10 protein-coding genes and 1 rRNA gene are annotated in these 13,282 nt (G+C 57.9%); 9 read left to right on the top strand and 2 right to left on the bottom strand.

The annotated features are described in order from the left end of the window. Positions 1-140 precede the first annotated feature (140 nt). Positions 141-503 (bottom strand): hypothetical protein, encoded by a 363-nt coding sequence (locus tag ACFFT4_RS13650; RefSeq protein WP_378048462.1) that lies wholly within the window; start codon positions 501-503, stop codon positions 141-143. A 123-nt stretch (positions 504-626) separates the two neighbouring features. Here ACFFT4_RS13650 and hprK point away from each other — a divergent pair, with 123 nt between their 5' ends. Then, on the top strand, positions 627-1,541 hold the full coding sequence (gene hprK, locus ACFFT4_RS13645; RefSeq protein WP_378048461.1) for an HPr(Ser) kinase/phosphatase: 915 nt from the start codon (positions 627-629) through the stop codon (positions 1,539-1,541). 107 nt (positions 1,542-1,648) lie between these two features. Here hprK and ACFFT4_RS13640 read toward each other — a convergent pair whose 3' ends face one another. Next, the gene (locus ACFFT4_RS13640; protein ID WP_378048459.1) at positions 1,649-2,662 is read right to left on the bottom strand and encodes a glycoside hydrolase family protein; all 1,014 of its coding nucleotides are present in this window, start codon (positions 2,660-2,662) and stop codon (positions 1,649-1,651) included. Between the two features lie 153 nt (positions 2,663-2,815). On the opposite strand from ACFFT4_RS13640, the gene ACFFT4_RS13635 reads away from it, so the two are divergent. The 8 genes from ACFFT4_RS13635 to ACFFT4_RS13600 form a co-directional block, all read left to right on the top strand. Continuing rightward, positions 2,816-3,742 (top strand): helix-turn-helix transcriptional regulator, encoded by a 927-nt coding sequence (locus tag ACFFT4_RS13635; RefSeq protein ID WP_378048457.1) that lies wholly within the window; start codon positions 2,816-2,818, stop codon positions 3,740-3,742. Beyond that, complete coding sequence (locus ACFFT4_RS13630) at positions 3,732-5,537, top strand: sensor histidine kinase (protein ID WP_378048456.1); 1,806 nt, start codon at positions 3,732-3,734, stop codon at positions 5,535-5,537. Before ACFFT4_RS13635 ends, ACFFT4_RS13630 begins: the two co-directional genes overlap by 11 nt. Continuing rightward, positions 5,534-7,051 (top strand): response regulator, encoded by a 1,518-nt coding sequence (locus tag ACFFT4_RS13625; RefSeq protein ID WP_378048454.1) that lies wholly within the window; start codon positions 5,534-5,536, stop codon positions 7,049-7,051. Before ACFFT4_RS13630 ends, ACFFT4_RS13625 begins: the two co-directional genes overlap by 4 nt. Positions 7,052-7,181: 130 nt before the next feature. Further along, the gene (locus tag ACFFT4_RS13620) at positions 7,182-8,510 is read left to right on the top strand and encodes an ABC transporter substrate-binding protein (RefSeq protein ID WP_378048452.1); all 1,329 of its coding nucleotides are present in this window, start codon (positions 7,182-7,184) and stop codon (positions 8,508-8,510) included. A gap of 84 nt (positions 8,511-8,594) precedes the next feature. Continuing rightward, positions 8,595-9,467, top strand: coding sequence for a carbohydrate ABC transporter permease (locus tag ACFFT4_RS13615; RefSeq protein WP_378048450.1), 873 nt, complete (start codon positions 8,595-8,597; stop codon positions 9,465-9,467). Next, the gene (locus ACFFT4_RS13610) at positions 9,467-10,291 is read left to right on the top strand and encodes a carbohydrate ABC transporter permease (protein ID WP_378048448.1); all 825 of its coding nucleotides are present in this window, start codon (positions 9,467-9,469) and stop codon (positions 10,289-10,291) included. The genes ACFFT4_RS13615 and ACFFT4_RS13610 overlap by 1 nt, the downstream gene beginning before the upstream one ends. A 42-nt stretch (positions 10,292-10,333) precedes the next feature. After that, positions 10,334-12,727 carry an alpha-L-rhamnosidase-related protein gene (locus ACFFT4_RS13605; RefSeq protein WP_378048446.1) on the top strand — a complete coding sequence of 798 codons (2,394 nt, stop codon included), beginning with the start codon at positions 10,334-10,336 and terminating at the stop codon, positions 12,725-12,727. A gap of 450 nt (positions 12,728-13,177) precedes the next feature. Beyond that, a 16S ribosomal RNA gene (locus ACFFT4_RS13600) occupies positions 13,178-13,282 on the top strand; the annotation flags it as partial.

Genomic DNA, 13,282 nt, shown 5'->3' with positions numbered 1-13,282 from the left:
CATACGCTCCTGAAATCACCGATTGACGGGTTTATCATTCCCATTTCAGGAGCGTATAGCATCGGAAGGAGGTACATCCCCCTTGCACCTTGTTCATCGATTATCTTTTTAAGCAACTTGGTTGGCTTATGAGACACCCTCTACGTCTGCGTCTCGCGAAGCGTCGGCGTTACGTATAAATAGGGCGTGCGGGCCGTCGTATAGGTGCCTTCGAGCGATTTCTCGCTTAGCAGTCCCGTCTTGACGAGCGCGGATATTTTGGCCGGATCGGCTTTGAACAGCGCCTTCCACAGCTCGGGGTCGGGCAGCGCGGCGGCCAATTGCTGATCGTTGTAGTGTCTTTTTTCCTGGTAAACGATCTTCAGCGTATAATCGCCGATGCTGAATTCCGCGTCCTGCGAGAATTCGTTCGTAATCTCCCGCCGAAGCTGCTCGAGTTCGTCTTCCGTCTGCTTGATTTGAGCTTTTAACCGGCAATACCGGGCGAGCTTGTCAACGTTCATTCCATAACCTCCTGTTTCTCGATATTCATGGATATGAAAGCGGGCAAGAACTTATGAAAGCGGACGGAGATGATGGAAGCTTCGGTTATTTTTGCTATAATGGAGGCGTTAGGGGGGACTCGATTGAAATCCATTACGGTGAAGCAATTGCAGGAGAAATTCAGGCTGGAGATTTTGGCCGGAGAGGAAAGCCTGGACCGAGTTGTAACGCGTTCGAGAGCCCATCGTCCGGGGCTTGAATTCGTCGGTTATTTCGATTTCTTCCCGATGAACCGGGTTCAGGTGCTCGGCCGGAAGGAAATCAACTATTTGCACAAGCAGACGGAGGACGAGAGGAAGCTGCACATCGGCAACGTGGTGAAGTATCATCCTCCCTGCTTTATCGTTACCGCCAACCAGGACGGCTTGAAGTATTTAATGATCTATTGCCAGCAGGAAGGCATTCCGCTGCTGCGGACGCCGGATGCGACGACGGAATTTCTCGGCAAGCTGGACGCTTATCTGACGCAGGCGCTGGCTCCGGAAATCGCCATTCACGGAGTCTGCATCAACGTGTCGGGCATCGGCATTCTGCTGCGGGGGAAATCCGGCATCGGCAAGAGCGAGACGGCCCACACGCTTATTCGCAGAGGGCATCGACTGGTCGCGGACGACATCGTCGTGCTGAAAAAGCTGAGCTCCAAAACGATTCTCGGCACGCACAACGAGACGACGCGGGAGTTTCTCGCGCTGCGCAGCATCGGACTGGTCAACGTCGTTCGCCTGTACGGCAGGCGGGCGTTCCAGGACGAGACGCGCATCGTTCTGGACATCGAGCTGTCTCCGTGGAAGGACCAAGCGCTGAACAACGAGCTGGAGATCGAGCAGAAATATACCGATTATCTCGGCGTCAAAATTCCCCACCTGGAGATACAGCTCCAGCCGGGCAGGGACGTCGCCGGCATGATCGAGGCCGCGGCCAACAGCTGGTACTTGAAGCAGCAGGGGTACAGCGCGGCCGAAGAGTTCATGAAGCGGATCGAAGGGGAAATGAAATGATCCGCGGGCTGTCCCGTTTGTTCGGGGCGCTGCATAGATCGCAAGAGCCGGATCGATAGCCCGATCCGGCTCTTTGGCAGGCAATGGACCGCAGACACCGCGCGCGCTCAGGCGAACGGCTTGGAGGCGGCGACGGTAATGCAGCGGAATTCGTTGTATTCCCGCACCGTCGGATCGCCTTCGCGATAAGGCCGGACCGCGCAGTAGAAATGGTACAGCGTATCTTTCCAATAGATGACGCTCGCTTTGTGCGCGTGCGTCTCGTCCAGGGATCCCGGCTCTCCGGCGGGCAGAATCGGGTCCGGATGCTTGGTCCAGTGCAGCAGATCGGAGGAGAACGCGAGTCCGTCTTGCGCATGGACGCCGTCGAAGCCGAAGGTGAAGTTCAGCCATGCGTCCCCGTCTCTGACGATGCACGGCTCAGAGACGAACTGGCTGTCCCATCTTCCCGGCGACACCTTCAGCACCGGGTTGTGCGCAAGCCGTTCCCAGCCGAGCAAATCGCGGGAGACGGCGCCGCCGATCTGCTCCTTCCAGTCTCCGTACGTGATGTTTTTGGCATTGTAGAACAGGTAGAAAGCTCCTTCATGCTCCAACAGGCAAATTTTGTACAGTCCGCCCTTCTCCCAATCCGCGCCGTCCTTCCAGCTCAGCACGGGCTGCTCCAAGCGATGCCACTCCAGCAGATTTTCGTCCTCGCACCAGGCCAGGCCGATTTCGGCGGCCCCTTCCTCGTAGCCGAAATCCGGGTAGGAATGATACGCCATCCAGTAACGCCCGTTTACTTTTTTCAGCGTCGGCAGCTCGCGGAGTCCGTTCGTTTCCTTCAAAATCCAGGTGCCGGCCGCTCCGATCCGGTCCCAGCGTCCGCTGTTTTCTTCCCTGCGCAGCAGCAGCCCCTGCGGCTCCCAATTCAGCAGGTCGTCGCTGACCGCCAGCGCCGTCTGATACCCGAGCCCGTCAAAACCGACATAGGTCATATAAAAACGGCCGCGATGGGCAAAAACAAAAGGGATGTCCACCGCATGGCTGTCGAACGCTCCGGGGCGGCCGGAGCCGGTCAATACGGGTCTGCCGAGGCGATAAGGGGTTGCATAGTCGTCGGCGCGAGCTTGGCTCATCATCAAATACCTCCGTTTATATGGGTATATAGTATGCAATATCCGATTTCGAAAGAGTTTGCATGAATCTTATAATAGCAGCTATAATAAGGTTCAATGAAGATCTAAAACCATTCATTATTTGATTATTTCCGATGTGATGGAGGGGCTTGGATGGCACTCGGAGCGAAGCCTTTGCTGCGCATGGACGGAATGCCGCTTCCGTCCTTTATCAGCGCGGGCAAGTCGGAATTCCAACCCGGCGAAAGGCATGTCGAGCGGATATTTCCCGCCTTCGTCGCGATGTTCGTGGTCGAAGGAGCGCTGTATTTCGCCGAAGACGGGCGCGAATACGAGTTGACGGAGGGACAATGGTTTATTCAGACGCCGGGCCTGCGCCATCATGGCTATCGTTCCCATTCCGCGAAAACCTCGTTTTACTGGATTCATTTTTTGCCCGAGGGGGCCTGGGAAGTTGCGGAAGACGGCGGCGGCACGGGAACGGCATCGGGCGACCCGCAAATTCGAACGGCCGATTCCGGAGACGGCATTCGCATTCCGCGCTTCGAATTTACCGTGCCGATGCGCTCCTCCTACTTCCCTGTAGAGGAATGGCGGCGGCAGCTCGAGAAGCTGATCGACGATTACGGCCGGCAGCAGTGGGTGGCAGCGCAGGGACGGTTTTTGCGGCTCCTGCACGAGATGCGGCAGCTCCATACGTATCGGGACGTTCTGCCCGCCCATGCGCTGGCAGACAGAATCTACGACTATTTGCAGAGTCATTACCATGAATCGCCGACAATGGAACGGCTGTCCGCCGAATTTCATTTCTCGGCCGATTATTTGACCAAATGCTTCCGCTCGCGCTACGGCGTGCCGATCGCGGAGGCGCTGACGCGGCTGCGCATGGAGCATGCCAAGCGGCTGCTGATCGGCACTCGCCGTCAAGTTCGGGACATCGCCGGCGCTTCGGGTTATCAGGATCTGGCGGTGTTCAGCCGCGCTTTCAAGAAATATCAGGGACAAGCTCCGCATCTGTACCGGAAAACCGTGCTTGCGGGCGGCGATCCGCGGAAAGAAGGAGAATCGGATGCGCAATAGTCTGGCGTTCCAGAAGAAGCTGTTTCTGCAATATTCGATTGTCGCCATGCTGATCGTCTCTTGCTCGGTGATCGCTTTCTATCAGTATATCGTGAAGACGACGGAAGCCGATGCCATGCGGAATCTGGAGCAGCTTGCGGTGAAAACGTCCGACCAGGTCGATTCGCTCTTCCAGGGGATGGACCAGATTGCGCTGCAAATGATGTCCAACCCGCAAATTATCCAGACGATGGGACGGATCAAGCGCGACCCGGACGAGGGCAATTATTTCGAGAAAGACCCCAGGACGACCGCCGATTTCGGCAAGCTGCTGGCCGCCATCAACGGGCCGAACGTCTCGGCCTCGCGGGTAAGCGTGTATAACCTGCAGGGGGACTACGCGAGCACCGGCATTTTGGAGGAGACATCCGATCAAATTCACGCCTTCCTGCGGTCGGACGAGCTGGCCGCCATCTACGGGCAGGTCGACCCGCTCAAGGGGCGGAAGCTGCTCCTGCCTCCGCATGAGGACTTCTGGTCGGCCAACGGGCAGCAGCGCATCGTCTCCCTGGTCAGGCTGATCAAAAACTTGACGACAGGAGAAAATTTCGCTCTGGTCGAGGTGCAGCAGCCGTACGCGAAGCTGGCCGACATTCTCGATTTTCAGAGGCTGGGCAGCGTTCAGGCGTACTTGCTTGCCGCCGACGGACGAATGATGGCGGCGACGGCGCGCGCCGAGGACGGGGCGGACTGGGAACGGGCGCTGGCCGGCCTGCAGGGACAACGTCCGGGCGAGGCATTCGAGACTTCGCTGCCGCTTCCCGGAGGCGAAGGCGGACAGAAGGTGGCCGTCGTCGTCCCTTCCGAATTTACCGAACAGCGGCTGATTCTCATTCAATCGCGCGACGAGCTGTTCGCTTCCAAGCGTACAGCTCTGCAAATCGTGCTGCTGTCCGGGCTCAGCCTCGTTCTGGTGACGCTGGCGATTACGTTCCTGCTCTCGCGCAATTTGACCAAGCCGCTCGTTCAGCTAAGAAGATCGCTGCAGGACGTTACGCTTAACAATCTGTCGATCGAGCTTGATCCGGGCGGCAACAAAAACGAGTTCGTACTGCTCAATCGCGCGTTCGACGCCATGTTCCGCAGGCTTAACGAATCCGTCGGGCAGGAGATCAAAGCGCATTTTCTGGCGATGCAGTCGCAGATGAATCCGCATTTTCTGTTCAATATGCTGGCCGTGATCGGCTCGACGGCGGAGGAAGCCGGCAACGACAAGGTGACGGAGATGTGCGGCAAGCTTTCGCGCATGCTTCGATACGCGTCCTCGTACGCAACTGCGGAGACGACGCTGAAGGACGAATTCGAGCATACGGTCAATTATTTGGAGCTGATGAAGGAACGGTACGAAAATTATTTTTCGTACCGCATCGAAGCCGACGAAGCGTCGTCCGCGGTGAAAGTTCCGAAGCTGATTCTTCAGCCGATCGTGGAAAATTGTTTTCAGCATGCTTTCGCCTCCGTAGATCCGCCGTGGTTCATCGGCATTGCCGTGCGGTCGGACGAGACCGGGTGGACGATCGAGGTGGCCGACAACGGCTCGGGCTTCGCTCCCCGCGCAATAGAGGAACTGGAACTGAAAATTCAGGATACGATCGGCAATCTGCCCGCCGGAATCGAAGGAATGGGGTTCGGCGGACTCGGATTGGTCAATACGATTGTGAGGCTTAAACTGATGTACAAGAGCGATTTTCAATACCGGATACTAGCGAACGAGCCGAGAGGCGCGATTATTCGAATAGGCGGTGCGATAAAATGAGTATACGCGTGCTGGTTGTCGAAGACGAACCGCCGATCGCCAGAAGTCTGGCCCGGATGATCGAGGCGGAGAAGCCGGATTTCAAGGTGACGGCCTGCGTCATCAACGGCAAGGCGGCGCTGGAATGGCTGGAGCGGGAAGAGGCGGACATCGTCTTTACCGACATCCGCATGCCTTCCATGGACGGCATCGAGCTGATGTCCCGGCTGAACCGGCAGTACCCCGAGCTGCCGAAAGTCGTCGTCAGCGGCTATCAGGACTTCGAGTACGCCCGCAAGGCGATTCGCCATCAGGCGCTCGACTATTTGCTGAAACCGGTAGAACGAACGGAACTGCGCAAGGTGCTGGGCAAGCTGGAGGAAATGGTACGGTCCAGGGCGGATGAAATCCGGCGCAATTATTTGTTCGAACTGCTGAGCGGCGAAGCGAATTTGTCGGAGCCTCCCCCGGCCGGACTGGCGGGCCGCCGGTACGTCGCCGCAGTCGTTTGCGCCGGACCGTTCCCGCTCGTTCCCGCGGGCAGCATGATTCCGGCCAAGGGTTATTGGCAGAGAATCGGCCTGGAAGAACGGGCGTCGCGTCTGGCGGAGAGGAAGGACAACGTCTGGATACTCGACGGGAAGTCCGGGGCGGACAAAGTCGTGCTGCTCGGCGCCGAAGGCGAAGAATCTGCGTCGCGTCTGCAAGGCTTGTGCGAGGAACTGCTCGCCGAAGGAGAGCGGACCTTGACGGTCACAGCCAGTCCCGTGCTGGACGGCGTGCGCGAGGTGGCGTCGTTCTATGCCGCCGCCCGCTTGGCGCTCTACCAGCAGGTCGAGCTGGAGCGGGCGAAGCTTATCCGCTGCGAATCCCGCCGTCCCGTCCTGGCTGGAGAGGGGGGCCGCCCCGCGGCTCCGGATATGACGGAGGTGCTGCTCTCCGAGCTGGCCCGCAAAAACTGGGACGGGCTCGACGACGGGCTGCGGGAATTGTTCGCGGAATTTGCTCGCAGACGTCTGCCCCAGATCGATCTGGAGCAGGCGCTGAATTTGCTTGCCGTCAAAATTTACGAATCTCCCTTTCAGGCGTCGTTTCCGGTGGCGGAGCTGCAGTTCGACATTCGCGAAGCGATCACCAATGCGAGCGGTTACGACGACTTGCGGGCCAATCTGCTGAGCGTGTTCCAGAATATGTTCGCGTCGCGGGACGCCGAGCTTGTTCCTCCCGTCGTACGCGACGTGGAGCGGTTTCTGAAAGAACACTACGCCGAAGCGATCACGAACGAGACGTTGTCCCGCACGTTCGGCTTCGTGTCTTCTTATATCAGCAAGCTTTTCCGCACGCATATGAGAATGTCTCCGTCCCAATATTTGACCAAACTCCGGATCGAAAAAGCGAAAGAAATGATCGCCGCGGACCCGGACTTGCGGGTGAGGGAAGTGGCGGATCTGGTCGGATTTAACGATGCGTTGTATTTCAGTCGGGTGTTCAAGAAAGAAACGGGAATTTGGCCGACCGATTACAAGGGCGGCTGACCCGTTTTTATTTTTATCCATAAGCGGGTCCTAATTATCCATTTCTCGGCTTTGGGCGGGCGGCCTATAATGGGGTTGCAACTCCGGCCGATGTTGCTCCGCGGATCATAACCAACAAGGGGGATACAAAATGTCATTCAAACGAATCCGAAACACGACCCTGCTGCTGACGATAACGGCTGCGCTAATCGCATTAAGCGCTTGCGGCGGCAAAAATAACGCGAATTCCAATGCAAACGCTTCAGCGGAAGCCGGGACGGACAAGCCGATCACGATTACGTACATGACGACGCAGGCGCGCATCAAGGAAGCGCAGAAGCAAATGGCGGAACTGATGAAGCAGGACGAAAACTACAACGTGGAGTTCCAGGTCGTTCCCGATCCGCAGTTCAACAGCCTGCTGCTGACCAAGATCGCTTCCGGAGAAGTTCCGGACGTCGTCGATCTGAACACGCCGGCCAGCTACGAGACGTTTAACTACCGCGACAATTTCGAGGACCTGAGCGGCGAGCCGTGGGTCGCACGGCTGAACAACGCCGATTCCTTCCGGGCGGACGGCAAAATCTACTCGTTCCCGTACGTCGCTCCGGGCAACGTCATCGGGGCAATTTACAACAAGCAAGTATTTGCCGATCTCGGTCTGGAGGTTCCGACGACTTACGGCGATTTCCTGAACGTTCTGGCCAAAATCAAGGAGTCGGGCAAAGATCCGCTCTATCTCTCCAATAAGGATACGTGGACGACGCAAATTCCGATGCTCGTCTATACGAACGCGCTGCTGGGCGACCGGGCGCAGCAGAACTGGGAGGAGCTTGTGCAGAACAAGAAAAAGTTCGCCGACATTCCCGAATTCAAGCAGGCGCTCGGCGACTATCGGGCATTGGTGACGGACGGCTACGTCAACAAGAACCACGTGACGGCCACGTACGATATGGCCAAGGAAGCCGTTGCGACCGGCAAAGCCGGCATGATGATCAGCGGCGAATACGCGATTAAGGACATTGCCACGAAATGGCCGGACGCGGATATCGGATTTTTCGGAGTTCCTTACAACGATACCGACAAGATTGTATCGGCGGACATTTCCTGGAGCGTTGTCGTCATGAAAAACGGCAAGCACGTGGACGAAGTCAAAAAATGGCTCGACTTGTGGTCGCAGCCGAAATATCAGGACCTCTACTTCAAGGAAAACCCGGGACTGCCCGCAGCGGGCGATGTCGATGGCGGCAGCCTGCCCCCGGCTCTGCAAACCGCGTACGACGATTATTTGAAGCAGGGCAAATCGACGATCCAGATGAACGATTATTTCGATCTGGTCGGCGCCGGCGCTTGGTTGGGCGATGCGCTCCATCCGGCTTACATCGAAGTGCTGCTCGGCAAAAAAGCCGACGACATGATTCAGGATATCGACAAGAGCTTCCAGCAGATGGGCAGGGAAAAAGGCATTCCCGGCTTCTGATCGCTTCGCATGCAACGACAGGACGGCGCTGCCCGGCGGCGCCGTCCGATTTTGACCCGCGCTGCGGGAGGGGGTGCGCCATACATGAACCGCAAACTGAATTTATACAGCTATTCCCTCACGTTCCCGGCCCTGCTCGTTTATTTCGTATTTTTTGCGCTTCCGGTTATCGCCGGCATTTTCATGGCTTTTACGGACTGGGATCTGCAAAGGCTGCTGCACCCGAAGTTGAACGGGCTATACAATTTCCGATCGGTGCTCGGAGACGAACGTTTTGCGAAATCGTTGACCAATACGCTATCCTTTGCGTTCTTTACTACGGTATTCAAGGTGCTGCTCGGCCTGCTGCTGGCGCTGCTGATGATCAAACCGTTGAAGCTCAGGGCGGTCTATCGTTCGATTTTCTTCTTTCCCGCCATGCTGAGCATCGTCGTCATCGGCGTCATGTTCACTTCCGTCTTTCAAATGGGCGGCTTGTTCGATCAGTTTCTGCAGCTGTTCGGCGTGAATCCGGAAATCGACTGGCTGGGACAGGGGAATACGGCGATGTCGATTATTATCGCGACGGAAATCTGGCAGTGGAGCGGCTTCTCGATGATTATTTACATCGCCGGGCTGCAGGGCATTCCGGGCGACTATTATGAAGCGGCGGTCATCGACGGAGCTTCGTCGTTCGCGCGGTTCCGCCATGTGACGCTGCCGCTGCTCGCGCCGGCCACGACGATCGCGGTGACGATGAATCTGATCGGCGGGCTGAAGGTGTTCGGCAACGTATATGTGCTGACCAACGGCGGTCCCGGCTTCTCCACCCAGGTGCTGGCCACCTATATTTATCAGGCGTTCTCCTCCGGACTGCTCGGCAAGTCGAGCGCGATGTCGCTGGTGCTGACCGTGATGGTGGCGGCGATTACGCTTCTGCTGAACCATTATTTGCGCAGGAAAGAGGTGGAAATGTAATGGTGACCTCTAAAAACAGGGCCGGACTGCTGGGTCTGGAGATCGTTGCCGTGCTGGCCAGCCTTATCATCGTCGTTCCTCTGCTCATGGTTGTGTTCGGATCGCTGAAAACGTCGGCGGAAGCTTCGCTGTTCAATATCCGGCTGCCGTCGGACTGGCGCTTCGACAACTATGCGTTCGTGATTCGTTCGGCGGACCTCGGACGGGCTTTCGGAAACAGCGTGCTGCTCACCTTCCTGTCCACCGGCATAACGGTATTCCTGTCCTCCGCCGCGGCGTTCGTCATCGCTCGCAGGGGAGGCAGAACGACCGGCTTCATGTACGTCTTTTTCCTGCTGGGGCTGATCGCGCCGATGCAGATCATTACGACGTATGCGGTGCTCAAGGCGCTCGGGCTGATGGGCTCGATTCTCGGAGTCGTGCTCGTCAACGCCGCGGTGCAGATGCCATTCAGCGTATTTCTGTACAGCAGTTTCATTAAGGGGGTTCCCCGCGACATCGACGAAGCGGCGGCGATCGACGGCTGCGGCTCTTATCGGATTTACGGAAGGATTTTGCTGCCTTTGCTGCTGCCGGTCGTTGTCTCGAACGTCATTTTCCTGGTGCTGAGCATCTGGAACGACATTATGCTCCCGCTCTATTTTCTGGACAGCAGCAAATGGACGATGCCGCTGACGGTGTACAATTTCTTCGGGCAGTATTTCAGCGATTGGAACTATGTGTTCGCCGATCTGCTCCTGTCCGCGCTGCCGGTCGTCGTGCTGTTCCTGACCGCGCAGAAATATATCGTGTCCGGCATGGTACAGGGAGCGGTCAAAGGCTGATACGGAAGGGAAAACGCTCAAGCTGGAGAGGAGAACGGACTTATGACGAAAAGCTCGGTATCGTTCGCTGCCGCGCGTCCGGTATGGCCGGCGGGCCGGGAACGGGAAATGAATTTGACGGTCGGTTTCCGGGCGGTCGTCGGAGCGGCCGGGGGCAAGCGGGCGCGGCTGCGGCTGGCGGCTTCGACGCTGTATCGCTGTTACGTAAATGGGCGTTTTGTCGCCCATGGCCCGGCCCGCGGTCCGCACGGCTACTATCGGGTGGACGAATGGGATTTGAGCGGACTGCTGACGGAACCGCTCAACGTCGTGGCGATCGAGGTGAACGGCGCCAATATCAACAGCTATTATACGCTCGATCAGCCGTCGTTCCTGCAAGCCGAAGTTGTCGTCGGAGAGGAGATTGCGGCGATGACTTCGGCAGCCGGGGGAGCGGCCGCTTTCGAAGCGCGCATCCTGCCCCAGCGGGTGCAGCGGATACAGCGTTATATGTACCAGCGGACCTTTGCCGAATATTACCGGATGGATGCCGGCGCGCAGCGGTGGCGGCTGGCGGCGGATAAGACGGAGGAGGTCGCGGCCTGCGCCGAGACGGAGCCCAAGCGGCTGCTCGAACGCGGCGTGAATCCGTCCCGTTTCGAGCTGCGGATCCCGGTCCGGCTGCTGTCGGAGGGGCGGATGCAGCGCAACGCTTCGGCCAAGCGCCGTCGTCTCGGAGCTCTGCTGGAGATCGGGCAGGAGCTGCGGGGGTATCCGGAGGACGAACTGGAGGTCGGGATGTCGGACGAGCTTCAGGCATGGGAAGCGGCCGAACGGCGCGAGACGGGCGTGCCGTACGAGGCCGATCGTCCGATCGGGCTTACGGGCGGGGAGTATCGGACGTTCGACATGGGGCTGAATTTGACGGGGTTTCCCGGGGTTCGGGCAAGCTGTGCGGAGCGGACGAAGCTGGTTTTGCTGTTCGACGAAATTCTCGCCCCGAACGGAGAGCCCGATCCGCTGCGCAGCGGAAGCGTCAACGCCATCGTATACGAGCTTGAGCCGGGCGAATACGAGTTGGAGAGCATGGAGCCGTATACGTTCCGTTATTTGACGCTGGCCGCTTTCGAAGGAGCGGTGCGGATCGAAGGGACCGGCTTGCGGGAGCTTGGCAATCCGGACGTTGACGATGCCATCTTCCGCAGCGCAAGCCGGGAGCTGAACGTCATTTTCGAAGCCGCCCGGGAAACCTTCAAGCAGAACGTCACCGACATTTATATGGATTGTCCGTCGCGGGAGCGGGCCGGCTGGCTGTGCGACAGCTATTTTACGGCACGCGTGGAATACTGGTTGACGGGAGAAGCCGCGGTGGAGCGGAACTTCATCGAGAACTTCCGGCTGCCCGATTCGTTCCCCGGAGTGGAGGAAGGCATGCTGCCGATGTGCTATCCCGCCGATATCGACTGGACGCCGCACGGGAACATTCCGAATTGGGGCTTCTGGCTGGTGCTTGAGCTGGAGGAGTATGCCAGGCAACGTAACGGCGATCGGACTCTGGTGCGGGAGATGGAGCCGCGAATCCGCGATTACTTGAATTATTTCGAACGCTTCGAAAACGAGTTCGGCCTGCTGGAGAAGCTGGAAGGCTGGGTTTTCGTGGAATGGTCGAAGGCCAACGATTTCGTTCAAGACGTCAATTTTCCGATCAACATGCTCTATGCCGGAGCTTTGGATGCGGCCGGACGCTTGTACGGGGAGCGGATATGGCTCGACAAGGCCGCGCGGCTGCGTCCCGCGATCCGGCAGCTTGCGCTTGCGGGACGGTTTTTTACCGACAATGCGGTGAGAAAAGACGGATGTCTGGTTCCGACCGGGGAGACGACGGAGGTGTGCCAGTATTACGCCTTTTATTTCGGAGTGGCGTCCCCGGATACCGATGCCGAGCTGTGGCGGACGCTGCTGGAGGAATTCGGGCCGGAGCGGGACGCGGCCGTCAGCCATTCGTCGGTCTATCCGGCCAACGCCTTTATCGGCAATTACCTGCGGCTGGACCTGCTGTCCCGCTATGGCGAGGTCGAGCGGCTGCTGCGGGAGATCGAGTCGTATTTTCTGTATATGGCGGAGCGGACGGGAACGCTGTGGGAGCATAAGGATACGTCGGCCAGCCTGAACCACGGGTTTGCTTCGCATGTTATTCAATGGCTGTACCGGGACGTTCTCGGTTTGCGCGAGGTCGAGCACGATCGTCGCCGCGTCGTCGCGGAAGTCGGTTCATGCGGGCTGGAGATCTGTTCCGGAACGATTCCTGCGGCGGGCGGCGACATCCGTCTGTCCTGGAGGAGAGAAGGGGACACCGTCTTCTGCGAGTTCGAGGGACCCGCGGATTATGTGCTGGAAGCTCGCGCCGCTCCTGGCTTGCGGCTGGAGCTTGCAACGGGGCGGGACGGAGTGCGATGAGGCGGCGGAGTTAGACGAGGGCGCGCAGGTGTTCGCCAACCGGGCTTCGGGCAAGAAGGTCCGGTTGGCGGAGGCGGCGCGCAATTGTCGCAAGTTATTTTTTATGGCAATGTGGTATTTTTCCAGTTGCAAGTCCATTGAGTCTGTGATATTGTTTATAACTGTTGTGAAAACGATAGATTCGCCCGCGCTTCTATACAAAAAGATAGACAAAACGGGCGCTGAAAAAAAGAGTTGCATGTCAAGTCTCAGCATGGTATGATGAGATTCCTGCTTTCGGAAACGAGGCGGGACAAGCAACACCGATTGTTCTTTGAAAACTGAACATTGAGCGTAAGAAACAAAGCATCGTCGAAAGACGATAACCAGCAAGAAATGAGCCTCAAAGGCTCTGTAACCTGAAGCTTTCAACTCTCGGGATTCCTTCGGAACCCTGCCGTTGAAACTTCTTTTATGGAGAGTTTGATCCTGGCTCAGGACGAACGCTGGCGGCGTGCCTAATACATGCAAGTCGAGCGGACTATCTTGCGTAGCTTGCTACGCAAGACTGTTAGC

The sequence above is a fragment of the Cohnella cellulosilytica genome, from assembly GCF_042431195.1.
GTDB lineage: Bacteria > Bacillota > Bacilli > Paenibacillales > Paenibacillaceae > Cohnella > Cohnella cellulosilytica.
This window is presented reverse-complemented; position numbering and strand designations above follow the sequence as displayed.